Below are 23,332 nucleotides of genomic sequence, written 5' to 3'. Positions count from 1 at the left end.
ACCGGCACATTAACTGCCTAAGAACTTAGCTGTTTGCGAAGCTCTAAATAGCGGTAGAGATATTCACTGATGATACCGTGCAAAAATAAGTCACGAGCCGCATTAAAAGGGCTGTTAGGGGCAAGGGGATGACGATTTGCAATGACATGATGCCAGTCATAATCGTCCGTGAGCCTGCCAATGTAAACTCCTATATTTTCATCAAGTTGGAGCGACAAAACCGCTCTGGCAAATTCATCGCTGGTTAAACACAGCGAGTAAAATACTTTAAACAACTCAATGGCAGATTCTAAATCCAGAATCCTCAACCAACGCCGGCTGTGAAAGTCAATTTCTACCGTCACCGGCTCAATACTATCGTAGTTAATACCCCGCTGTTTGACTTGCTGCAGCCATTGGGGGTTGGCTCGCTCCGCCTCATTATAATCTAAAACAAAATTGTAGAGAATTAGGTCATGCTCCAGAAAGGCACTGTCTGCTAAATCATCAACAGTGCGAGGATAAAGGGTGGATTTTTCTAGAGTTGGATCAGGGCCATTATCAATGAGGAAATTGATAATATTAGAGCCGATACAAATGTGTCTTACAATTAGATAACACGCTGCCGGTGAGACAAAATTGTTAAGGAAAAAAGCTGCCGATTTGTGCATCAACCCGTAAGCGTTAAATTGAAACGGCAGCAAGCGCTTAACCGTCATAATTACTGCCAGCATCACATTGGCTAACAACTTTATGGGAATGAGCAAATAGTTGCGCGTCCAGCTTTGCAAATCCTGAATCATGTAAGCTTTTGCTACGGGATTCACGGGAATTGCACCATCTAAATAAAGCGTGTCCCAAGTATTCGGATTTCTGCGATCACGGGGTTTGGGTGTATAAATTTCCGTTGCTTCTGCTGTGGTTGTGAGTTCGGCATTTTGTTGGCTCACAACCGTCTCATAATTCAAATTTTCCATTAATGGATTTCCTCTAGTTGCAGCAAGTACAAACGAGCCGTTACTTGAGCCGTTTTCACAATGCGGCGGGCAATCTCTTCCGTCATCCATTCTGCATTGATTAAAGCTTCCAATTTACCGATATGCAATTCATCATTCGTGCCGTGATAAGCTAAGAAAGAAACTTGCTCATCTCGCAATCCCAGAGTTTGTTTAATCTGGACAGCCCATTGGCCGGCAAGCTGATTTCCTAAACCTTCAATAATAAACATACTGCCGATTAAATCTACCGGATTTTCTCGCGATGCCTGATGAAAAATAAATGCTGAAAGCGCTTCACTTCCGATGTTTTTCTCAGCGTTCACAATTTCGTCTAAGGCACCTCCCACAGAGGTATAATTACGTTCAAGCATTTGATAGTCGCGATGCTCGTCCTGTGCATGACCGATGAAGGTGGAACGTAAGCGGAAATCTATCATATTTGAAGCGGCGCGAGCAATCCATCGTGCGCCTTCCACGACTTGAGGACGGAGGTTTCGCAACAGTGCTTTATAGTCTTCGAGAGTGAATTCACCCCGGTGTAATTTTCGCACCACCGGCACAGAACGAATTTGGCGCTCAAATCCTAACCAAACTTGCGCTAGCTCACGCAACAAATAAGCTTGGGAGGATTCTTCATTTCCGAGTTTGATGCTCTCTAGTGGCGTAGTTTCATAGAAATTCATAGACATATCCGATTCTCCCTTGCCGGCTGCAAAAAGGGCAGTTGATGCCGGTTGCGATGTCACAGGCGCAACTCCCACCCCAGAAGACGAGTCAACTACACTCAACATCATATAAGCCGTTGTAAATCGCCCGCTTTCTGGCACAAAGCAGAAGATTTTTTGACCAGGTTGCAACTTGCCAGAATGGAAAAGTTCTTCCAGCATTAAGTAAATAGAAGCACAGCCGGTGTTGCCCCGTGTGTAGAGATTTGTAAACCATTTTTCTTCCGGAATCATGCAGCCGGCTTTTTCTAGCAACTCAACAATTTGACCCCGGAAGAAATGCGAAGAGTAATGGCAGAGTAACCAATCAATGTCTTCAGGACAAACCCGGCCTAATTCTATTAACTTCAGCCAACCTTCAACGCCTAATTTAATGACATTATCGAGCAAGCGAATATTCTGTCGTAAGTTGATTGCCCCTGCTGTTGCCGCAGATACATAAGAGGAATAATCCATCCAACTTTTTTGAGCCGTGGCATCTTCCGCGCCGGCATACATACAAACCGGGTAAGCATTGGCGTGAGAAATTAGTTCAATCCACTCAATTTTCAAACTAATGCCTGTTGCATTCGGATGATTTTGTAGTAAAACTGCCCCGGCACCATCCGAAAGCATCCAACGCAAAAACTCGGTATCAAATGAAAGCGGCTGTCCTGATTTAACCGCTTCCTCTGCTTCAAAATTAGTGTGTTTAAACAAGCGAGAAGCTAATTCAGACGCCACAGCAAAAGCTGCCCGTTTTGTCCCTAGCTGAACTTGAGAAGTGGCATATTTCAAAGCAGCCACGCCGGCACAGCACACCCCTTGACTAGAAAGCGTTTCCAAAGGAGAGAATTCAGGTAATTCCCCATGTACCATACTCGCAAATCCCGGAACCAATAAATCTGGCCAACTTGTGCCGCAAGCCAGTAAATCAATTGCTGTCGGTTCTAGATCGATTTGAGAAAGGGCATCTCGCACCGCAGAAGCCGCCATTTGACTGTTAAGATAGGTGGTATTTTGCTGGCTATCAAGAGCGTAATAGCGCTGCTGAATACCATTGCTTTTGAGAATTCGGTTCTTAACTTTAGAAGGGCGTCCCCCAACTTTACCCAGGTAGTCTTCCATTTGATCATTACTAACCGGATTTCCAGGCAAAAACTTACCGATGCTGTTGATGTAAGCACTGTACATAGTAAATTATTTGGGTAAAAGTAAACCAGTTTCTATGAAATCATCTGAGTTGAAGATTTTCAAGCGATTGGAAGCGCTAAAATTCCGGAGTTATAGCTTTAACCGCTGATAAATAACCCAGTGAACATGATTTGAATGTAGAGAGCTGAGCCGTTAAAATTTAAATTCATGTGGCAGTTTTCGCAACTGGCACCCGTTAGACAGAATAACAAATTGTTTAATCGACTATTGATAAATCTGCTAAAATCAGAGTGGAAACCTAGCTTTGATTGAGAACCAAGCTTTTTATAAAAATTGAGAACTAGGGCTAAAAGTTAAACTTTTACCGGACAATTTTAAAACTGTCATACGGTCTTTAGCTTTGACACAACCTCCAGGCAGAATCGGCACAGTAAAAATCATCAAAAATTCTTGCCTGATGAGTGAAACTGTTACCCCTGACCCCGATACAACCGGCAAACCGGAAAGCTTGACGCTGCGCCAGGGTTTGGAAAAATATTACCGAGCGAATCCTAGTTTTGTCCAAAATCAAGACCTTTGGGTAGGAAGAATTCGCATTCCCTGGCGTGACTTGCAGCGGCACGATATCATGCACGTTGTCACCGGCTATAACACCAATTTAGAGCAAGAATTACGGCTAATCGGCTTTTTGCTCAGCGCCCTGACTTGGCGCAGACCCTGGTATTATTACGCTCAGAGTTTTCTTGTATTTCTAGAACTGCTTTGGCAGTCGCTGCGCGGGAAATCTTGGGGTTCTACTTATTACGATCCTCTGCAAGTCTGGCAATTTTACTGGCAAGGCGTTGCTCAAGGCGGTACAGTTCGCAAAAAGATTGATGCTTATATTGATGCGAATACCGTAATGGATCAAGACTTAAATTCCCTGCGACAAGAGTATGGCATTCAAAACGCCGGCGCTTGGGATTCATAAACAGAAAAAAAACTATGACAAAAATTTTAAAACTTATAATCCCTAGACCCCAACGGTTAACCTATCTGGGGTAAAAAAACAAAAATAAACCCGAATTAGCTTAACTGTTCGGTTCCAAAACTTCAACGGCTTTTCTCTGAGGGTGTGACAGCAAAGGACAACTATCTCCTTGAATGTTACGTGCCGGCGAGTCTTGCTGAATTGGGATTTTAATCACAAACGTTGCCCCCTCTCCGGGGGCTGAAATACATTGCAGTTCACCCCCGTGTTTTTCAACCACAATTTGATAACTGATCGCCAATCCCAACCCCGTCCCTTTACCCACCGGCTTCGTTGTAAAAAACGGCTCAAACAGACGCCGGCACACTTCTTCCGTCATACCGGGACCGTTGTCAGAAATTGAGATACTCACGTACTCAGAACCGGCTGCTTCCGTGCGAATGCGAATACAAGGCAAGGCAGCTTTAGAATGATGATTTCCATTTCCCTCAGAGACCTCATGCTTCTCTGCTTCCTCCAGGACTTCAATCGCATTGCTGAGGATATTCATAAACACTTGGTTGAGCTGGCCGGCATGACATTCAACCGGCGGTAAGTTGCCATATTCTTTGACAATCTCTATATTGTGAGAATCCGTCTTTTCTTCTAGCCGGTGTTGCAACAGCAATAAAGTATTATCAAGTCCTTCGTGAATATCAACCGGCTTCATTTTCGCTTCATCCAGTCGTGAAAAGTTTCGTAAAGATAACACGATCTGGCGAATACGTTCAGCCCCGACTTTCATTGACGACAGCACCTTAATTAAATCTGATATTATGAAATCGATGTCAAGTTCTTCGGCGGCAACTTGAATTGCCGGCACCGGGTCGGGATAGTATTCCTGGTACAGATTCAGCAGAGCTAATAAATCTTGAATATATTGTTGTGCCGGCGTAATATTGCTGTAAATAAACGTTACTGGGTTGTTAATTTCATGAGCGATGCCGGCAACCAACTGTCCCAAACCAGACATTTTTTCTGCTTGAATCAGCTGGGCTTGCGTTTGTTTGAGATCCTCTAAAGCTTGCCCTAGCGTGATATTTTGCTCAGCTAGTTGCTGGGAGGCACGCGTTTCTCTCTCTAGAAGTTGAGCTTGAGCCAACGCAATGCTCACTTGATCAGCCAATTGTTGCAAAAGTTCAGTCTCAAAGCTTGTCCACTGGCGTGCATTGGCGCACTGATGGGCGATCAACAAGCCCCACAATTCGTCCCGTTGCAGAATCGGCACCACCAAGTTTGCTTTCACATCCAGCCGGTTTAACAATTCCGCATGGCAAGGTTGCAGGTTCGCCTGTGCCACGTCAGTGATCGCACTAATTCGCCCCCCCCGGTATCGCTCTATGTATGACTCTCGAAAACAAGTGTCTATAATATTTTGTCCCTCAATTGCTTTAATGCCGGGAAGCGCTGCTTCTGTAACCACCGTTCCTGAACCATCTTGCCAGATCCGGTAAATAACCACTCGATCAGTTCCCAGCAGTTGGAGAATTTCGTTAACTGTGGTTTGAAGAATTTCTTCAATTTGCAAAGACTGGCGGATTTTAAGTGTCAATTCAGCAAATAAGTGCGACCGTTGGTGCTGCTTCAGTAACTCTTTTTCCGCTTGCTTGCGCTCTGTGATATCACTAATCGTGCCGGCGACTCGCACCGCCATTCCCTGCTCATTTCGCTGAGCTTTTCCCCGACAGGAGCAATAGCGGTATTGTCCGTTAGCGTGGCGAATGCGTAACTCTAAATTGCAATCTCCTCCCAACTCTAAATGGGAGACAATGGCATCTTTAATTCTAAGCTGATCGTCCGGGTGAATGCGTTCGTAAAAATATTCTAAACTTCCGTAATAAAATTCACTTCTAGGAACACCTATAATCTCAAAAAATCGATCATTAGAATAAAGCTTATTGTGAGAAATATCCCAATCCCAAATGCCATCGTTAGAGCCTTCCAAAACTAGCCGATAGCGCTCTTCACTTTCCTTCAGCTTTTCGGTTGCTTGGGCTGCTTGGATTTCAGCTCGGTGAATGCGAATAACATTGTGCAGCCGGCTCGATAAAATTTCTGGTGAGAGTTTCCCCTTAGAAAGATAGTCAGACGCTCCAGCTTTCATTAGCTCAACCGCAACTTGCGCGTCTTCCTGACCTGTTAGGGCAATGACTGCAACATTGATGCCGGCATCACGCACCGCTTGCACCAGAGCGATGCCATCCGCATCTGGCAGGCAGTAGTCAACCAACACGCAATCAAAAGATTGTAGTTTCAACGCGGCGATCGCTCCCGCATAATCAGCAGCTTCCGAAACTTCCACCGCCAAACCCGCAGCTTTCAGCGCTCGGCAGACTGCCATGCGATCCACTTCATCATCATCAACCACTAAGATTTCAAAAGTTTCTTCCATGACCATCCGCTTTCAGCTGTGCTTCCTTCGATTTAATTGGTAGTTGCCCTGCGGTGCCATCCCCCCCAAGGGGGATTTAATGTCGGTTAAAGTAAGCAATTCCTATCTAAAAACTTAGGGTTCATGACAGGAGAAAACTTATAAATTAAGCATTGAAAATTAAATAAACTCACAAATTAACTGAAAATTCTAAGCTTGTTGGATGCCGGCACTCAGCCTACCTGTGTTTAGGATGAGTGGGTGTGGTTGCAGGCACGCATTACATCGCCCCACTCAATCTTTCCGGATAACCTGATCAAATTCAGCATCCAGCCCTGAAAAACCGCTTTTCCCTAAGGAATTTCACTCAGTGTCCAATATTTGTTAAGCGTCGCAATCGCATCAACAAAGCTAGAGAATGTTACGGGTTTAAGAATGTATCCCGCAACATTTAAGTGATAAGCTTCCACCTTATCTTTATCTTCATTCGAGGTCGTCAGGACAATCACTGGGATGGATTTCAGGGAATTGTCCGCACGCAATTCCCGTAAAAACTCAATTCCATTCATTTTGGGCATATTGATATCGAGCAAAATTAGGCGGCGCTTAGCCGGAATCAACGGCGCTTCCCCATTGCCGCGTAACATAAACAGCGCTTCTAAACCATTATTTGCCACGTAGAGAGGATTCGTGATGTTGTTTTTTTTAAATGCTCGTCGGACATTCATCACATCAACCTCATCGTCCTCTACAAGCAGGAGATGAATCATCGTTTCTTCCATCATTTTAGTGGTGTTCAATAGGTTGCTTTGGCCAGGTAAAGCTAAAAGTAGCGCCTTGACCTGCCTGGGATGCTAGCTTGACGGTTCCCCCCTGGTTTTCTACAGTTTTTTTAACAAGCGACAGACCGATGCCGGTGTTCTCGACCTTATCGCGAGCTTCCAAAGTCTGAAAGATAACAAACACTTTTTCATGATATTCAGGGGCAATGCCAGGGCCGTCATCAGCCACAGCAAACTCGTAAAAATCTCCGAGGTCTTTTACTGATATTTTCACATGACCGGCTTGCCGGTGGTTATGTTTAATGGCATTGCCAATCAAATTGGCAAAAACCTGCTCTAAGAGTAACCGTTCTGTCTCCAGTGCCGGCATTTCCGGTTCAACTTCGACAGTGAACGATGCCGGTGGAGCCAGAGAATCAAGCACATCTTCTAGCAAATCAGCAACGCTGACAGTTTCTAACGCACTTTTTATGCGCCCAACACGAGAATACTGCAACAGCGCCTCAATCAGCGCTTCCATGCGGTGAACGCGCCCGCGCAGCAGGTTCATTTGATGCCGGGTATCCTCGGTTAAGTGTTCTTCAAGGTCTTCTTCTATCCAGCTGCTGAGGTTAGAGATCGCCCGTAGCGGTGCTTTCAAGTCGTGGGAGACGACATAGGCAAACTGGTCGAGTTCCTGATTGCGTTTCTTTAAATTTGCGGTAGTTCTTGCCAAAATTGCTGTGGTGCGTGAAAGTTCTTCTGCTCGCCCTCGCAGTGCTTCTTCCGCCTGCTTGCGAAACGTAATGTCTTCAACGGCTCCCATCAGCGTTTGTTCACCATTGGAATCGCGCAGCAGCGAGACACTAATATTGACCCACACCGGCAATCGATCTTTGCGGATGTAACGCTTCTCTATCGAGTAGTTTTCAATTTCACCGGCTAACAGTTGATGCAAGGATTCTAGCTCTGCGTTGAGGTCGTCTGGGTGAGTAAACTCTTGAAACTTCATTTGCAGAAGTTCTTCGCGGCTGTAACCGATAATTTCACAGAGCTTTTGATTCACCATAATCAACCGGCCCTCTAGGTTGGCTTGGGCCATCCCCACAGCCGCCTGCTCGAAGCTGACACGGAAGCGCTGTTCGCTCTCGGCTAAAGCCGCCTCCGAGTGCAGGCGCTCCGTGATATCCTCAAAGGTTCCTAAAATTCCCACGACATTGCCGGCTCCATCGGTGAGGGGAACTTTATTAGCATCGACCCAAATCGTTTTGCGATCAGGCAAATTTAAGGATAACGGTTCAACCATGTGATAGATGGGCGTGTTTGTTTCCATTACCTGCCGGTCAAGGGCATGATAGCGTTCTGCTTCCTCGCGATTGAGCGGCAAATCGTAGTCAGTCAGCCCAATGATATCTGCGCGACTATTTAAATCGAATAGCGACGCAATGTTGTCATTGCAGCCCAGGTAAACGGAATTGCAATCTTTCCAAAAGATAAACTGGGGGATGTTGTCCATCACCAGCTGTAACATTTGCTGTGAGTCGCGCAGCACTTGCACCCAACGCTGGCGCTCTGTAACATCGTTATTAATTTCTAAGATGGCTGCCGGCTGGCCTTCTTCGTCTCGCTGTAGCGTCCACCGGCTGGAAACGGTCACTTTTGTCCCATCTCGCTTGGTGTGTTCCAGCTGTCCTTCCCACCGGCCTTGATTGAGCAACGTTTGTTTAATTGCCTCCAGGGGTTGGGGAAATTCTGTTTTTAACAGCGTGTGAACTTCTTGGCCGAGTATTTCTTTACTTTTCCATCCGTACAGATGTCTGGCACCCTGATTCCAGTAGGTAATTCTATCGTTTAAGTCGCGCACGATGATGCTGTCATTGGCCAAATCGAGCAGTTGTGCTTGGCTTCGCACGGTTTCATCGGCTTGCTGGCGCTCGGTAATGTCGCGGCAAATCGCAATGAACAGGCGCTCTGGGGCGAGATGCATTTCGCTGATGGCTAAATCCATTGGGAAGCTGATGCCGTCCTCGCGCCGTCCCGTGGTTTCTCGCTGGCAGCAGCTGATTTTAGCGGTTGGGGTGGCTAAAAAGTAGTTGAATGAATCGCTGCTCGTACCTTCGCGAGCCGGCTCCGCTATTAGCTGCCTGATATTCATCCCTGTGACTTGTGCCATTTTATAGCCAAAGATCCGCTCTGCAGCAGGGTTGAAAGACTCAATGTTCCCTCGCTCATCGAGGGTGATAATTCCATCTGCGGCGTTGTCTACAACGGCTTGGATGCGAATTTTACTTTCTTGCAAACTTATTTCTCGCTTCCTGAGCTGGCGCTCTAAACGGTCAAATAATTGCCAAGCTGTCCCCGCACCGATCAAGCCAAAAAATAAGGCGAACCACTGAAAGCCGGTGGTGAGATCCCGCATTCGCACGACGTAACGCTTGAGCTGACCCAACCGGGTTTCTTCTTCAGTGCTAAACTGAGCGATCTCCCGGCGCAAGGTATCCATTCTCAATTTGCCCTCAACCAGCTGAGCGTTCAGTTGTGGCGATGTGCTGGTTGTTTTGCCCAAACGATTGATTAATATCAGCGTTTGCTCAAAGCTGCTCATCCTTTCTTGAGCGCTTTGTTGAATTTGTTTGATTTGTTGCGCTTGGGAGGGATTGTTTTGAACCAAACTCCTAAGTTTTTTTAGCGACTCAGGCAAATTGCTCTTGGCCGCTTGATAGGGTTCTAGAAATTCAGGACGCTTGGTAAGGGCGTAAGCCCGGATGCCGGTTTCAGCACTCACAATATTTGTGAGTGCGCGATTGACTTCTATCACAACTTGCCTGCTGTGATCTTCTTGTTTTCGACCATTAGAAACGATATCCCGCAAACAAGCGATTGCAATCAATGAGGTAACCAGACAGGTGACCGGGATGGCAATAATCAGCGCTCCTTGCCGGCGCACCTCTAGATTAAACCATCGGGAGCGCCGGTGTTTGGGCGCGAAGGCATTCATGGATGATTCTCCCCGTTAGGGTAATGTTGTCTTGTACAAGCTCAAAAGTCTCTATTTTTATGGTGCACAACCTAACTTGAGCGCATTGATTGCTTTAGCCGGTTCTAGATTCATGATAATAAAGTGTCTTAATTCTTGATGATAGGGGTATTGCAAGGTTTGAAGGTATCTATAGGCGGAGAGGTTTTTCTAGGTATCTCAACTCTGGAGCGCCGAGGGCGGCTATATTTATCAAACGTCGATTTTGTGTGCTAGATGCATGGCCAGTGGGTCACACGTTTGTGCCGGCTTTGCTGATTATGCCAACATACACTTAATTACTGATAGCACATTCTTAACCTGCCAGATATCAGCAGCAGTCTCTTGCACTCAGTCAACCTACTTTACTTGACTTGGATAAATCCTAAAAGTAAATTATCGAGGAGTTCAGAGTTTTACCTTGATCTGTGGAGCCGGCGCAATCCCTCATTACCTCTGTAGCGCATGAGTTTACGCCTAGAACTTTCCTGTTATTTTTTAAATAAATATTTTTTATTTATGTCATAAAAAAGACTTGATGCTTATACTTTTAAATTTTATTTTATGTTTAACTTTGTAAAAATGTATAAATCTAGATGAACTGTAAACTAATCGGCTTTTAAGTAAAAACACATTTTTATAATCAACAATATTTAATAATTAATTAAAGTATTGAAATTTGCAAGTAATGTCCTTACCTTAAATGTAATCACGTTTGTGATAAAATCATCACGCTCAATGCCCTTATTTCTCGATCAAAGTTTAAAGATTTGTGGCAAAATCATGAGAAAAATCCGATTATTCATTGCTTCTAGTCTTGACGGATACATTGCGAGAACATCAGGCGATGTGGATTGGTTGTTCACAGATCAAGATTACGGTTACACAGACTTCTATACCCAAATTGACACGTTGATTATGGGGAATAAGACCTATCAGCAAGCCTTGAGTTTTGGAGAATACCCATATAAAGGGAAGGAAGGGTTGGTTTTATCAAAAACTCGTGCCGGTGAAAGAGATAATAACGTAGAATTTGTGGGTGGCGATTTAAAAAGCTTCCTTAACAAGCTGCTTAACCAAAGTGGGGGTGATATTTGGTTAGTTGGGGGAGCCGAAACAATTTATTATTTTATGAAGCATGGGTTTGTACATGAATTAATTCTTTCAATACACCCAAAAGTTCTAGGAGATGGCATTCCACTGATTGTGCGAGATCCGAGCTTAGAAACAGAACTTGAGTTGAAGGACGTTAAAACATTTGAATCGGGATTGTTGCAAGTGTCTTATGATTTAAAAAGAAAATCTACTGACATCGTCTGACAGAAGCAACGTCCAAAATAGCTAATTTCTGAATGAGTCGAGGTGCGCTCTTCTCGCTAGGCAAGGATAAGTTGAAAATTGCCTAAGAATTGTCTTGCTTTTTCATCCCCAAAGTAAATTTTTACAAACGTTGAGTGTTTAAGTTTTTTAACCGCAGATAAGGGAAACAGTTAGATGTGAGCGAGTTTAAGCTTTTAAGGTTGTAGCAAGAGGTTCAGTCGCTTTGCCGGCACTTAGCATAAAATGACACTGGAGCCGATTACGCACGAGGAAACTGATCCTGAATATCTCAGATATTACGCCAATCCCTACCCCACCTGCCGGGTTTAAATCCGGCTTCATCGGCATTATCGGACGCCCGAATGTCGGCAAATCTACCCTGATGAATTATCTGGTGGGGCAAAAAATTGCAATTACTTCGCCTGTCGCGCAAACCACCCGCAACCGGCTCAGAGGCATCCTAACGACTCCAGAAGCTCAGTTGATTTTCGTCGATACTCCAGGTATCCACAAACCCCACCACCAGTTAGGGGAAGTGCTGGTGCAAAACGCCCAAATTGCCATCCGATCCGTTGATGTCATTTTGTTTGTTGTGGATGCTTCCGTCCCAGCCGGCGGCGGAGATCGTTACATTGCAGAACTTTTGAACAACATTGAAACGCCGGTTATCTTAGGGTTGAACAAAATCGACCAGCAACCCTCAGAGTCTGAACAGTTGGATGAGAGTTATCAGCAATTGATTGCCGGCCACAAATGGCCCATTGTGAAATTCTCCGCTATCACCGGCACTGGACTGGACACCCTGCAAACACTCTTAATCGACCATTTAGAAGCCGGTCCCTATTATTATCCTCCCGACTTAGTCACCGATCAACCTGAACGCTTTATCATGGGCGAACTGATCCGGGAGCAAATTTTACTTCTCACCCGCGAAGAAGTTCCCCACTCAGTCGCTGTCGTTATTGATATTGTGGAAGAGACACCCAAAATAACCCGAATTTTAGCCACAATTCACGTCGAACGCGATTCTCAAAAAGGAATTCTCATTGGTAAAGGCGGCAGTATGCTCAAAGAAATTGGCAGTGCTGCCCGTGAACAAATGCAAAAGTTAATTGATGGTAAAGTCTATTTAGAGCTGTTTGTTAAAGTGCAGCCCAAATGGCGACAATCGCGCCAACATCTAGCTGATTTGGGTTATCGAGTTGAGGAATAAGATAACTTATTGAGGATTAATTGCCCCTTCTTAAAAAGCTGTAGGGGCAGATCAGCGTTCGATTAAAATCGGCATCTCCCATTTTTATTTTAATGAATGGGTTCCAAAGCAAAGAACGTTTTAAAAATTTGGTTGCCGACACCATTCAACTGGATTTGTAAGTCATTCAAAAATTCATGCAAACCTTGTTGAATGATTTCATCAATTGTCAGATAATCCAGCTCCGAACGCAAGCGTCCTAAAGCTCTTTCGCCCGGATCTCTCCACGTTCCCCCCGGCGTCCCCGTTATTTTATGAAGCGCACGTTCTGAACGCAACAAGCAAAATCGAATTGATCGCGGAAAATTTTGATCTAAAATCAAAAATTCTACAACGCCGGTGGGGGTAATTCGATGCTGACATTTGCGATACATTTCGTAAGCACTTGCCGAACGAAGTAACGCGATCCACTGAATTTCATCCAGGGTTGTGCCCACATCTTTTGCCGAAGGAAGCAAAATAAAATACTTCACATCTAAGATGCGAGTTATTTTATCTGCACGTTCTAAAAGACGTCCCATCTGACCGAAATTCCACCCTTCATTATGGGACATTGTGGCATCCATCACACCGGCAAATAGGTGACTTGCCATTTTTACTTGCGTAAAAAACTCATGCAGAGCCGATAAAGATTGGTCGGGATCGGCCTCTTTGACCATTAGATAAAAGGCATTGACTTGTTCCCACATTTCTGAGGAAATAATTTCTCGAATTGAGCGAGCGTTTTCTCTAGCTCTCTGGAGGCATGAGAGGATAGAATTAGAATATTTTCTATCAAAAGTTAGAAATTGAATGACATTTTCTGCGGTTGCCTCACCGTAACGTTCTTGAAACAAAGGCAAATCGCCGGTTGTTACCACTAAAGGTTCCCACTGCTGGGTGGTGCCGGCAGGAGAATCGAGAAGTAAATTCAAATTCACATCAATAAATCGGGCAATATTTTCGGCTCGCTCAACATAGCGAGTGAGCCAATAAATAGAATTAGCAACGCGGCTCAACATTTACGAAACTTCCCCCTATTTTATAAAAACCTTTTTTAACACAGTGAACCTTGGCGGTTTTTGCGTTAAAAAAACTAAATTGCTACCTGGCTCACTCTTCACTTTGCAAAGTTAATTCCTCTGCCGGCAGAAGTTGACGTTTTTTCCCGTCGAGTATCGCGCTAACTGTCATGTCTCCCATAACATTGATAGCAGTGCGGCAGCGATCAAGGAACCAATCAACCGAGATTAATAACGCAATGTATTGGGTGGGCAAACCAACCGCAGAAAATACCAACGTCATGGTTACCAAACCGGCTTCAGGAATGCCGGCGGCACCCACCGAGGCAAAAATGGATGTAATCACAACAATAAACTGCTGGGGCAGGGAAAGATTAATTCCCAGAACTTGGGCGACAAACAAAGCGGACATCGCCTCATAAAGTGCCGTGCCATCATTATTGAAATTGCTGCCAACCAGCACCCCCAAGGAAGCAGAAGCTTCTCGCAAACCAACTTTTTCCAACATTGCCTCATAGGTGATTGGCATCGTTGCGGTTGAGGAAGCAGTAGAGAAAGCAGTCAGCAGCGCATCCGATCCTCCTGCCAAGAATTTTTGCGGACTCGCCAACGATTGAAGGTACACTCGGCTGAGGTAATAGCAACGTTGCAAGAACAAAGCCAGCAGCACTGCTACAATAAAAGCACCTAAAGCTTTAAACGGTTCAAATCCTTGCAACGCGACGGTTTTGGCAACAATTCCAAAAACAGCTAAGGGGACGAGAGCAATTACCCAGTGCAAAATGCGGATCACCGCTTCAAATAACAGGGTGATGCCCTGTTCAACTGCTATGTAATCTGTCTTCCCTTGGGCAGTTTGCTCAGCTTTTAAGCCCCGCAGCACGATTCCAAACGCCAAAGCGAGAAAAATGAGCTGAATGACATTGTTATCCACCAAAGGCGCGAGAACGGCCTCTGGCACCATATCCTGAAGTAATCCCCACGGATCAAGGGTTTTGCTGACTTCAGAGGCGTCTGAGGGGGTAGCTAATTTGCCCCACTTACCCGGTTGCAGGACGTTTGCGACCAAAAGCCCGATGAGAATTGCGGCTAGGGTATTGCTTATCAGAAGAATTGCCAGACGCCGGCCCGATCTGCCGGGGATCGTGGCGGTCATAAAGGCATGGATCACTGCCAACAAAATCAGCGGGGTGGCGAGGGCGCGGAGGGCTTTCAGTACCAGGTTGCAGGGAATTGCCAGGTTGTTGATAAAGACAATATTGTTAGGGCTGGGTTGGCCGGCACCTAAAGCAATTCCTAATAAGACTGCCAGAATTAGGGCAATGAGTATCTGCAAGTAAAGTGGGATGCGCTGCCACAATGGGCGGGCTTTGCTTTCTGGCTTTTCCATGTTTGATTTTTTTATTTTTAACCGCAGATAACCAAAATAAATAATGGTCGGTTGCCGGCACTATTTGAGTTGTTTTTAACTGCAGATAAACGCAGATATCGCTGATTGATTATGGCTGGATGCCGGCACTATTTATCTATGGTTAAAAAGGTTAGTGAGTGAGTACCCAAGTATCTTTTGATCCGCCTCCTTGGGAGGAGTTTACGACTAAGGAGCCTTTTTTGAGGGCGACGCGGGTTAAGCCACCGGGATTGACGTAGATTTCTTTGCCATAAAGAATATAAGGCCGCAAGTCTACATGGCATCCTTCAAAATGATCGTCTACGAGTGTGGGAACTCGTGACAAGCAAAGAGTGGGCTGGGCGATATAATTGCGAGGATTTGCTTGAATTCGTTGGGCAAATTCTTCTCGTTCTTCTTGGGAAGCGTGAGGGCCAACTAACATTCCGTAACCGCCGGATTCATTGGCTGCTTTGACAACAAATTTGTCGAGGTTACACAGAACGTGTTCTAACTGCTTTGATTCCCAACATAAATAGGTAGGAACGTTGGGCAAAATAGGGTCTTCATTGAGGTAATAGTGAATCATTTGGGGCACGTAGGCATAGATGACTTTATCATCTGCAACCCCTGTACCTAATGCGTTGGCAATACCAACCCGACCGGCTTGATAAACTTCCATGAAACCGGGAATTCCGATTAAGGAGTTGGGACGGAAAACTTTGGGATCAATGAAGTCGTCGTCAATGCGCCGGTAAAGCACATCCACCCGCTGCAAGCCTTTTGTGGTTCGCATTTGTAAGTAACCATCCGCCACCACTAAATCGCGCCCTTCGACTAATTCTACGCCCATCTGCTGAGCGAGGAAAGAATGCTCAAAATAGGCGGAATTATAAATGCCTGGAGTGAGAACAGCAACGGTCGGATCTGCTAAATTTTTTTGGGCTAAATTCAGTAAGGTTTCTAGGAGATGGCCGGGATATTTATGCACCGGCTCAATTTCCATTGTCCGAAACACTTGGGGAAAGGTGGTTTTCATCACCCGCCGGTTTTCTAGAACGTAGGAAACCCCTGAAGGACAGCGAAGATTGTCTTCCAAGACATACCATTGTCCATCTCTATCACGCACCAGATCAGTGCCGGTGATGTGACACCAAATCCCTGCCGGTGGTTTCAACCCCATGCAAGGCGGGAGAAACCCTTTCGCCGAGTGAATTAATTCTGCTGGAATAATGCCATCTTTAATAATTTTCTGTTCGTCGTAGATGTCTGCGATGAACAGATTTAAGGCAAAAATCCGTTGCTTGAGTCCCCGTTCGAGTTTTGCCCATTCGCCGGCTGCAACAATGCGCGGGATAATGTCAAAAGGAAAAATTCGCTCCGTCCCCTCACTATCACCGTAGACACTAAACGTGACGCCTTGCTTAAACAGCGCAATTTGTGCTGCCTGCTGCCGCCGCTTCAATTCCCCTTCAGATAGTGAGTGAATTCTTTCTATCAAAGGAGTCGCTTCTGGGCGGGGTGTGCCCTCGCCGACGAACAGTTCATCGTAGAAATCCCCTGGATCGTAACTATCAAATCGCACTTCCAGCCATCCACCTGTCTTAACTTTTTTCTGATTGACGCAATTGATTAACCAATCAATCGCACCACTAGCATATCAACACCGGCAACCGTGTCATCTTTAAATTGGTATAGATGTTAGCCGCATTGCTTAACTGTAGCTGGGAATACAGCACGCCTATCATTAGGGATAAGTTTTTTAACAAAAGCCCTCACTCACACGTCGGCTGCGGATGAGTGAGGAAGAAACAGAAAGAATCATCAACATCGGTAACTTGATGCTGGCAACCCCATAATCCCATTACTTATTCATCTGTGTTTAAATCAATAAAATCCCTACAACAGGCCTTATCCTCTTAAATAAATCCCACCCTTTTAATAATTTCTAAAAAATCTGCCAACACCGACAGTCGATCAAAAATGAAATATTTAATTTTCCTCTACCGGCAATAATGGCTCAATCATTGCCAAAAGAGCCGGCATATCATTCTGAATCGTGAGCCAAACCACCTCCACTCTAACTTTATCGTATTGATGGATAACTTTATCTCTCATCCCAGCAATTTCCACCCAAGGGATATCTGGATACTGTGCGCGAAACTCAAAAGATAAACGCTTTACTGCTTCTCCCAGAACGGCAATTTCATATAACACCGCTAATTGAGTTCTGATGTCCGCCTCAAATTCTTCTCGACTCATTCCCAAAGTTAATTCTAGAATTTGATTGGCAAATCTCGCAATATCTAAAAGAGCAGCGCTATCCCTTAACATAAAAATTCTGTGCCGTGTTTAAAATTTCTTTGCGTCGTATCCAGTTCGGACTTTCCTCAATAGATAATCGTTCAATTAAATCAACTTCTCGTCCAAATATTTCGCATAACTCTCGTTCCATTCTCACATGATCGAGTAGCCCCCAATGGGCATCTAAATCAAAAGTAACCAGCACATCAATATCGCTATCGTCGCGAAAATCTTCCCGCAAAACAGAACCAAATAATGCAAATTTCTTAATCTGCCAGCGCAAACAAAAATCGGTAATTTGTTCTTTGGGAAAATCAATAGAGAGTTCAAGCGTTTGCTCAACCATATTTTATTCATCCTCATCCTGTATCCAGTTAATACCCCGCTCTACTATTAGCCTAATTCCCCACCGGCATCAGCGGCAAGTGCAACCGAGAAGAGAGGAGAAAAAGAATCTCAAATTTCGGTAATTTTATGCCGACAACCCCATAAGCCCATCAGTTATTCATCTGTGTATATCTCTAGTTCAATCAATAAAACCCCTGTAACCGACCCGATTTTTCTAAAAAAAATCCACCCTTCTAATAATCAATAAAAAATCTGCTAAAATTTGCTCCAGATTTTCATCTTTCAAAATCGGCACATGAACAAAAATACATTGAGATTGGGAACAAGACGAACTGCATAAATTTAGTACAGAATAATAAAGCGCCTCACACACAAATTTTCCTGCCTCATGGCTAATTTCCGTCACCGATAAACCCAATATAATTTTTTCTAGATCAACAGAAGTTTGTAGCGTATCATTCCCACACACTGCCCTCGATTCTATCGTTAATTTTTCTCTACCTTCAGCCATACCGCAACAGAGAATAATATCCGGTTGCAATTCCTCAATTTTAGCGAGCGCAAGAGCAGGAGCTAATTCAAAATCAACCGGCAGCTTCCGCAAAAAAGTTAGTGATGAGGGAAGACAATCAAGTTGGGAAACTCTTTCTAATAAATCGTCAGAAGAATTCGAGATTTGATGGGGAAGCCAAGTATCAAAGGATGTTAACAATATTTTTCGGCGCATAAAAACCAGTCGGGACGTTTTATAATAATTAGGAGCGATCACTACTATAAATAAAGGAACCCGATCAATGCCAGTCATCGCTGTCGTAGACTATGACATGGGAAATTTGCACTCAGTCTGCAAAGGGTTAGAGAATGCCGGCGGATCGCCAAAAATTACGGACGATCCAAAGGTGATCGAGTCCGCCGCTGCGGTTTTGCTGCCTGGAGTTGGTGCGTTTGATCCAGCCATTCAGCACTTGCGAGATCGCAATTTAATCGAACCCGTGAAAAATGCGATTGCCTCCGGTAAACCATTTTTAGGCATCTGCCTGGGGATGCAAATACTCTTTGACAGTAGCGAAGAAGGCAAAGAACCGGGTTTAGGTGTTATCCCTGGTGTGGTGCGCCGGTTTAAGCATGAACCGAAGCTGACGATTCCTCACATGGGCTGGAACCAGCTAGAATTTCCACAGCCAGACGTCCCCCTGTGGCAGAAACTTGCGCCTCAGCCTTGGGTTTATTTTGTGCATTCCTATTATGTTGATCCGATTGATCCCAGCGTGAAGGCAGCAACGGTGACTCACGGCAGCCAGACTGTAACGGCTGCGATCGCCCGTGATAACGTGATGGCTGTGCAATTTCACCCAGAAAAATCTTCGAGTGCCGGCTTACAAATGCTAGCGAATTTTGTCAGCTTAGTGAATGTGCCGGCAAACGTGCATTGAGTTTTTGTGCAGTTGAAAAAGTGCCGGCATTTTCAGTTATCTCGATTTAAATTAAAGTGCCGGCGCAGAAATTTAGAAAAAAAGAATTTATCTCTTATCCCAATCGGGGATAACAAATATTTTCACAGCATTTTGCGAAATCCTCCCCTTAGGGCAATGTCTTTGTGTCGTTAATAACAGAGGATGGGTAGACTATCTTAACAAACATCCTAGGGACTTATGAGCCTGAGAATTTACGGCAACCGGCAGATCAAAACTTTAGCGACTTTGGATACCCGACCGACAGTGGCACGGGTGCGAGAAGCTGTATTTAATATCTGGCAAGGCACGATCATTGACTGTCGTTGGTTGGATTTGTGTGCCGGCACCGGCGCAATGGCAGCAGAAGCTTTGTGTCGGGGTGCTGCTGAGGTGATAGCCATTGAAAAATGGAATCGCGCCTGCATCATCATTGAGGAAAATTTACAACAAGTCGCTGGGGAGGATCAGACATTTCAGGTTGTGCAGGGAGACGTCGTCAAACGATTGAAAACCCTTGCCGGCCAGCAGTTTGATCGGATATACTTCGATCCCCCTTATGCTAGCAATCTTTACAAGCCGGTGTTAGAGGCGATTGCCAATTACCAACTCCTCGCACCGGCTGGCGAACTCGCAGCCGAACACAGTCCCGCTCGGTTGCCAGGTTCACCCATTCCCGCCCTAGAAATATGCCGGCAGAAAGTCTACGGCAACACCGCCTTAACCTTCTACCGGCCAACCAGTGACGATCCTTTACTGACAGATGCTAGCGAATAACATCTGTCGGGGCGAAAACGCTGGCATCGCCCGTGCTTGCCCATTTAGATCGGCCTAAATACCCAACTTATTGCCCCGTTTGAACTGCTCATAAGCCTTGAAAAACAAACCGGCAAGGGTGATGGCAATCAGTCCGAGTACAATGCCTGACAGTAACGGTTCTACCACGTTAATTCTCCTTGAGTCCTGAGCGATTGATTAAGGTTTTTTTCCTGATTCTCATACTACTAGCTCTAGCGGCAAAACAGGAGAGACCTGCGAAGACTTTGCCACAAAGGCACTGGAGGCAAGTATGACAGCCACCCCAGCGGGTAAACCTCCCATCTTGTAACCCGTCTCACCCACTCCTAGGGTTTCACATTCCCCGCTAATCGCCAAAGTCCTCTCCGCCTCAATATTCTTTAGAAGTGATCGGCAGGCCGATAGAACTCTCTGAGCTTGCTTACACTCTCCCTATCTTTTAAGCTATGTTATTAAACGAAAAGCTTTTTGTACATCTTTCTTTAAATTCTCAGCTTTTGAATAACCAGCTGGCCAAACCTGAAATGGAAAGTCTTCTCCAGCGAACCGCCGTCGTGGGGCTGGCGGCGATATTGCTCGCTGTGTTGGGAGTTGTCGGCTTTTACCACATTCAGACATCCGATCCTTACGTTAAAAGCGTTTTATCCATGAATGGCGATGCAGTTCAGGGTCACGCTATCTTTCAAATGAACTGTGCCGGCTGTCATGGCGTGCAAGCACAAGGCCGTGTTGGGCCAAGCCTAGATAGCATCTCCCAGCGCAAGTCTCGCGTTCGCCTCATCAAACAAGTTATCAGCGGAAAAACCCCACCCATGCCCCAGTTCCAGCCTAGTGCCCAAGAAATGGCCGATTTGCTCAACTATCTTGAAAAGCTTTAACCGATTAAACGACTCATCATCAATGATTAACTGAATTGCTGGGCGTAAAAACGGGCATAACGACCGGCCCGATCCAGCAATTCCTGATGAGTGCCAGACTCCACAATGCGCCCCTGTTCCATGACTAAAATCCGGTCAGCGCGGCGCACACTAGCCAGCCGGTGGGCGATGATAAACACTGTGCGGTCTTGCATTAAGCGTTCCAAAGCTTGCTGCACAAGGGCTTCAGATTCAGAGTCAAGGGCTGAGGTGGCTTCATCCAGAATGAGAATTCGAGGGTTTAACAGCACAGCGCGGGCGATCGCAAGTCGCTGACGCTGTCCCCCGGATAAGTTGACACCCCGTTCACCCACCCAAGTATGATAGCCATCGCTCAGTTGGGTAATAAAATCGTGAGCATTCGCGATTTTAGCGGCTTCTTGAACATCTTTGAGATCAAATTGAGCCTGACCGAAAGCAATATTTTGGGCAATGCTACCCGAAAAAAGCGTAAGTTCTTGGGGGACAATGCCGATCTGCCGGCGCAGACTGCGAAGGGTCACATCTTGAATCTTTACGCCATCAATGAAAATTTCACCGGCTTGGGGATCATAGAAACGCGGTAATAAATTAACCAGCGTTGTTTTACCGGCACCCGATGCACCCACCAATGCGATCGCTTCCCCCGGCTGCACCAGCAAATTTAAGTTTTGCAAAACTGGCGTTGAAGTTTCAGGATTTGGAGAAGGGGCGTTTTCCTCGTCTCCTGCGGTTTGCTTCTGATAGGCAAAGGAAACATTGCGATATTCTACTTTGCCGGTGACATGAGGCAGGGCGATCGCATCGGGCTTCTCTTGAACGGTTGGTTGAATGGCAAATAGTTCAAAAATTCGGTCTACCGATGCTTCAGTTTGCTTAAACTCACTGTAATTGCTGGTCGTTAGGGAAATCGGATCAATTAACAGTGCGACGGCTGTGACGTAGCTAATAAAGCCGGCCCCTGTTAAATTTCCTTGGGATATTTGCCAGCCTCCCAAGAAAAAGAGTAGTAAGATACTCATCGCTTCCAGAAAGCCAACCACGACAAATTGAAGCGCTTTGACTCTTTCTGCCAGGTATTTTGCCTGCCGATTGTGTTCGGCTTCTTTACTAAAACTATTAATGGCGTACTCTTCCGCAGCAAAAGCTTGCACCAAGCGAATACCACTAAACAATTCTGTGAGGAGGGAAGATAAATTAGACGTGCGATTTTGACTGCTGCGGGAGAAAACAAGCAGCCGTTCCCCAAACCAGCCAATTAAAAAAGCCATCAGTGGCGCAATAATCAGCGCGGCAAGGGTTAGCTGCCAGTTTAGCCAAACCATGTAACCCAAGACGACAATCAGTTGCAAAATGCAGGGAATGAACTGATGAAAGACTTTATTGATAATTTCCCCGATGCGATCAATATCTTCAGTTAGCCGGTAGGAAAGATCGCCGGTTTTTGCAGTCGCAAAGTAGTCAATACTCAGTTGTTGCAAGTGAGCATAAACTTGTTTACGGAGGTCTAAAGCAATCCTCAAAGCAGCTTTAGCCATTAAAGCATCTTGCCCATATTGGACAGTACCTCGGATCAGAAAAATGATCGCGGCGACTCCTGCTAGTTGCAGGATAGCCACGACATTTCCTTCTCCGATAAAATTGGCCATGCGACCGGCTAGCCAAGCTAAGATGGGCCAAAATACGGTAAACCCCAAAGTACAAGCCAGTGCTTTAGCAATCGTTGGCCATTGGGTTTTGATGTAGGGCAGTAGTTGCCAATAACTAGATCGCGTTTTCAAGCGGTTTTTACTACAAAAATATCCTGTATTAAGCTATCAGCTTTCAGGTTTAATTAATCAGTATTGCAAGATTATATTTAAGTGTTCATTCTCATTCTTTTTCTAACGACCCAGATAATAAATCCAGCGATTAAAATAGCCAGAACGATTTTACTAAGCGGGCCGATGTAGGTTTCTACAAGTTCATAGTTATCACCTAAAACAAAGCCGGCAAAGGTGAGTAAACCCACCCACAAGACTGTGCCGATGGTTGAGTAAAATAGAAAGGGCAGCAAAGCCATGCCGTTAATACCGGCAGGAATGGAAATTAGGGTGCGAACTCCAGGCACAAGCCGGCCAAAAAATACAGCTTGCTTGCCATATTTTTTAAACCAGTTATTTGCTTTTTGAATATCTTTACCGGATACAGAAATCCACTTGCCGTACTTATCGGCCAAACCCTGCAATTTCTCATCACCTAACAGTTTGCCGGCATAATACCACGGCAGCGCCCCTAGGATAGTGCCCAATACTCCCGCCAAAAGGGCCGGCGCAAACTCCATTTTGCCTTGGGAGACTGTGAAACCGGCCAGCGGCATGATTAACTCTGAGGGGATGGGGGGAAACAAGTTTTCCAAGAACATCAGCAACCCAATTCCCAAGTAGCCAAGGGAAACCATGATGTTCGTTATCCATTCCTGCATAGGATTATTTGTTAGTGGTTAGTGGTGATTTATCAAGGTAGGGGCAAAGCATTTGAGGGCGAGATGTAAGGGTTTCAACTCAAGATTTATGACGCGAATGCTTTGCCCTTTTTAA

The 23,332-nt window shown here is 45.3% G+C and carries 20 protein-coding genes; 6 read left to right on the top strand and 14 right to left on the bottom strand.

Going from position 1 to position 23,332, the window contains the following annotated elements:
- Positions 1 to 17: 17 nt before the first annotated feature.
- Both H6F56_RS19240 and H6F56_RS19235 read right to left on the bottom strand, forming a co-directional pair.
- On the bottom strand, positions 18 to 956 hold the full coding sequence (locus H6F56_RS19240; RefSeq protein ID WP_242032080.1) for a DUF6999 family protein: 939 nt from the start codon (positions 954 to 956) through the stop codon (positions 18 to 20).
- Complete coding sequence (locus tag H6F56_RS19235; RefSeq protein WP_190671364.1) at positions 956 to 2,875, bottom strand: StlD/DarB family beta-ketosynthase; 1,920 nt, start codon at positions 2,873 to 2,875, stop codon at positions 956 to 958. Before H6F56_RS19235 ends, H6F56_RS19240 begins: the two co-directional genes overlap by 1 nt.
- Positions 2,876 to 3,293: 418 nt before the next feature.
- Here H6F56_RS19235 and H6F56_RS19230 point away from each other — a divergent pair, with 418 nt between their 5' ends.
- A complete protein-coding gene (locus H6F56_RS19230; RefSeq protein WP_190671361.1) occupies positions 3,294 to 3,806 on the top strand; it encodes a hypothetical protein in 513 nt (170 codons plus the stop codon).
- Positions 3,807 to 3,906: 100 nt separating this feature from the next.
- Here H6F56_RS19230 and H6F56_RS19225 read toward each other — a convergent pair whose 3' ends face one another.
- From H6F56_RS19225 to H6F56_RS19215, 3 genes are all read right to left on the bottom strand, one after another.
- Complete coding sequence (locus tag H6F56_RS19225; RefSeq protein WP_190671359.1) at positions 3,907 to 6,237, bottom strand: GAF domain-containing protein; 2,331 nt, start codon at positions 6,235 to 6,237, stop codon at positions 3,907 to 3,909.
- A gap of 332 nt (positions 6,238 to 6,569) precedes the next feature.
- Positions 6,570 to 7,001: a response regulator gene (locus H6F56_RS19220; RefSeq protein ID WP_323799040.1), complete on the bottom strand. Its 432-nt coding sequence runs from the start codon at positions 6,999 to 7,001 to the stop codon at positions 6,570 to 6,572.
- A gap of 1 nt (position 7,002) precedes the next feature.
- Positions 7,003 to 9,975, bottom strand: a complete 2,973-nt coding sequence (locus H6F56_RS19215) for a PAS domain S-box protein (RefSeq protein WP_190671357.1) — start codon at positions 9,973 to 9,975, stop codon at positions 7,003 to 7,005.
- 801 nt (positions 9,976 to 10,776) lie between these two features.
- Between H6F56_RS19215 and H6F56_RS19210 the strand changes: the two genes are divergently transcribed.
- Entirely contained in the window at positions 10,777 to 11,313 is a 537-nt protein-coding gene (locus H6F56_RS19210; protein WP_190671355.1) for a dihydrofolate reductase family protein, read from the top strand.
- 280 nt (positions 11,314 to 11,593) lie between these two features.
- Positions 11,594 to 12,526: a GTPase Era gene (gene era / locus H6F56_RS19205; protein WP_199313086.1), complete on the top strand. Its 933-nt coding sequence runs from the start codon at positions 11,594 to 11,596 to the stop codon at positions 12,524 to 12,526.
- Between the two features lie 89 nt (positions 12,527 to 12,615).
- Here the strand turns inward: era and H6F56_RS19200 are convergent, their stop codons facing one another.
- From H6F56_RS19200 to H6F56_RS19175, 6 genes are all read right to left on the bottom strand, one after another.
- Positions 12,616 to 13,566 (bottom strand): alpha-E domain-containing protein, encoded by a 951-nt coding sequence (locus H6F56_RS19200; RefSeq protein ID WP_190671353.1) that lies wholly within the window; start codon positions 13,564 to 13,566, stop codon positions 12,616 to 12,618.
- Between the two features lie 91 nt (positions 13,567 to 13,657).
- Complete coding sequence (locus tag H6F56_RS19195) at positions 13,658 to 14,956, bottom strand: dicarboxylate/amino acid:cation symporter (protein ID WP_190671351.1); 1,299 nt, start codon at positions 14,954 to 14,956, stop codon at positions 13,658 to 13,660.
- A gap of 151 nt (positions 14,957 to 15,107) precedes the next feature.
- Complete coding sequence (locus H6F56_RS19190) at positions 15,108 to 16,541, bottom strand: circularly permuted type 2 ATP-grasp protein (protein WP_190671349.1); 1,434 nt, start codon at positions 16,539 to 16,541, stop codon at positions 15,108 to 15,110.
- 407 nt (positions 16,542 to 16,948) lie between these two features.
- A complete protein-coding gene (locus tag H6F56_RS19185) occupies positions 16,949 to 17,290 on the bottom strand; it encodes a DUF86 domain-containing protein (RefSeq protein ID WP_190671347.1) in 342 nt (113 codons plus the stop codon).
- Positions 17,277 to 17,606 carry a nucleotidyltransferase family protein gene (locus tag H6F56_RS19180; protein WP_190671345.1) on the bottom strand — a complete coding sequence of 110 codons (330 nt, stop codon included), beginning with the start codon at positions 17,604 to 17,606 and terminating at the stop codon, positions 17,277 to 17,279. Before H6F56_RS19180 ends, H6F56_RS19185 begins: the two co-directional genes overlap by 14 nt.
- A gap of 216 nt (positions 17,607 to 17,822) precedes the next feature.
- On the bottom strand, positions 17,823 to 18,413 hold the full coding sequence (locus tag H6F56_RS19175) for a peptidase C15 (RefSeq protein ID WP_309236577.1): 591 nt from the start codon (positions 18,411 to 18,413) through the stop codon (positions 17,823 to 17,825).
- Between H6F56_RS19175 and hisH the strand changes: the two genes are divergently transcribed.
- On the top strand, positions 18,403 to 19,041 hold the full coding sequence (gene hisH, locus H6F56_RS19170; protein WP_190671343.1) for an imidazole glycerol phosphate synthase subunit HisH: 639 nt from the start codon (positions 18,403 to 18,405) through the stop codon (positions 19,039 to 19,041). The two genes, H6F56_RS19175 and hisH, sit on opposite strands and share 11 nt — an antisense overlap.
- A 219-nt stretch (positions 19,042 to 19,260) precedes the next feature.
- A complete protein-coding gene (gene rsmD, locus H6F56_RS19165) occupies positions 19,261 to 19,836 on the top strand; it encodes a 16S rRNA (guanine(966)-N(2))-methyltransferase RsmD (protein ID WP_190671342.1) in 576 nt (191 codons plus the stop codon).
- A gap of 54 nt (positions 19,837 to 19,890) precedes the next feature.
- Here the strand turns inward: rsmD and petG are convergent, their stop codons facing one another.
- Entirely contained in the window at positions 19,891 to 20,004 is a 114-nt protein-coding gene (gene petG / locus H6F56_RS19160) for a cytochrome b6-f complex subunit V (protein WP_190671339.1), read from the bottom strand.
- 377 nt (positions 20,005 to 20,381) lie between these two features.
- Between petG and H6F56_RS19155 the strand changes: the two genes are divergently transcribed.
- The gene (locus H6F56_RS19155; protein WP_323799029.1) at positions 20,382 to 20,735 is read left to right on the top strand and encodes a cytochrome c; all 354 of its coding nucleotides are present in this window, start codon (positions 20,382 to 20,384) and stop codon (positions 20,733 to 20,735) included.
- A 26-nt stretch (positions 20,736 to 20,761) separates the two neighbouring features.
- Here the strand turns inward: H6F56_RS19155 and H6F56_RS19150 are convergent, their stop codons facing one another.
- Both H6F56_RS19150 and H6F56_RS19145 read right to left on the bottom strand, forming a co-directional pair.
- Positions 20,762 to 22,534 (bottom strand): ABC transporter ATP-binding protein, encoded by a 1,773-nt coding sequence (locus H6F56_RS19150; protein ID WP_190671335.1) that lies wholly within the window; start codon positions 22,532 to 22,534, stop codon positions 20,762 to 20,764.
- Between the two features lie 77 nt (positions 22,535 to 22,611).
- The gene (locus H6F56_RS19145) at positions 22,612 to 23,217 is read right to left on the bottom strand and encodes a DedA family protein (protein WP_190671333.1); all 606 of its coding nucleotides are present in this window, start codon (positions 23,215 to 23,217) and stop codon (positions 22,612 to 22,614) included.
- Positions 23,218 to 23,332: the final 115 nt, after the last annotated feature.

The sequence above is a fragment of the Microcoleus sp. FACHB-672 genome (genome assembly GCF_014695725.1).
Lineage (GTDB): Bacteria > Cyanobacteriota > Cyanobacteriia > Cyanobacteriales > Oscillatoriaceae > FACHB-68.
This window is presented reverse-complemented; position numbering and strand designations above follow the sequence as displayed.

What these genes read in the sequence shown, in the direction of transcription:
- H6F56_RS19240 (WP_242032080.1), bottom strand. Translation starts at nt 956, where the DNA reads ATGGAAAATTTGAATTATGAGACGGTTGTGAGCCAACAAAATGCCGAA.
- H6F56_RS19230 (WP_190671361.1), top strand. Translation starts at nt 3,294, where the DNA reads ATGAGTGAAACTGTTACCCCTGACCCCGATACAACCGGCAAACCGGAA.
- H6F56_RS19195 (WP_190671351.1), bottom strand. Translation starts at nt 14,956, where the DNA reads ATGGAAAAGCCAGAAAGCAAAGCCCGCCCATTGTGGCAGCGCATCCCA.
- H6F56_RS19235 (WP_190671364.1), bottom strand. Translation starts at nt 2,875, where the DNA reads ATGTACAGTGCTTACATCAACAGCATCGGTAAGTTTTTGCCTGGAAAT.
- H6F56_RS19145 (WP_190671333.1), bottom strand. Translation starts at nt 23,217, where the DNA reads ATGCAGGAATGGATAACGAACATCATGGTTTCCCTTGGCTACTTGGGA.
- H6F56_RS19155 (WP_323799029.1), top strand. Translation starts at nt 20,382, where the DNA reads ATGGAAAGTCTTCTCCAGCGAACCGCCGTCGTGGGGCTGGCGGCGATA.
- H6F56_RS19175 (WP_309236577.1), bottom strand. Translation starts at nt 18,413, where the DNA reads ATGACTGGCATTGATCGGGTTCCTTTATTTATAGTAGTGATCGCTCCT.
- H6F56_RS19180 (WP_190671345.1), bottom strand. Translation starts at nt 17,606, where the DNA reads ATGGTTGAGCAAACGCTTGAACTCTCTATTGATTTTCCCAAAGAACAA.
- H6F56_RS19225 (WP_190671359.1), bottom strand. Translation starts at nt 6,237, where the DNA reads ATGGAAGAAACTTTTGAAATCTTAGTGGTTGATGATGATGAAGTGGAT.
- H6F56_RS19220 (WP_323799040.1), bottom strand. Translation starts at nt 7,001, where the DNA reads ATGATGGAAGAAACGATGATTCATCTCCTGCTTGTAGAGGACGATGAG.
- H6F56_RS19185 (WP_190671347.1), bottom strand. Translation starts at nt 17,290, where the DNA reads ATGTTAAGGGATAGCGCTGCTCTTTTAGATATTGCGAGATTTGCCAAT.
- rsmD (WP_190671342.1), top strand. Translation starts at nt 19,261, where the DNA reads ATGAGCCTGAGAATTTACGGCAACCGGCAGATCAAAACTTTAGCGACT.
- H6F56_RS19210 (WP_190671355.1), top strand. Translation starts at nt 10,777, where the DNA reads ATGAGAAAAATCCGATTATTCATTGCTTCTAGTCTTGACGGATACATT.
- H6F56_RS19215 (WP_190671357.1), bottom strand. Translation starts at nt 9,975, where the DNA reads ATGAATGCCTTCGCGCCCAAACACCGGCGCTCCCGATGGTTTAATCTA.
- hisH (WP_190671343.1), top strand. Translation starts at nt 18,403, where the DNA reads ATGCCAGTCATCGCTGTCGTAGACTATGACATGGGAAATTTGCACTCA.
- H6F56_RS19200 (WP_190671353.1), bottom strand. Translation starts at nt 13,566, where the DNA reads ATGTTGAGCCGCGTTGCTAATTCTATTTATTGGCTCACTCGCTATGTT.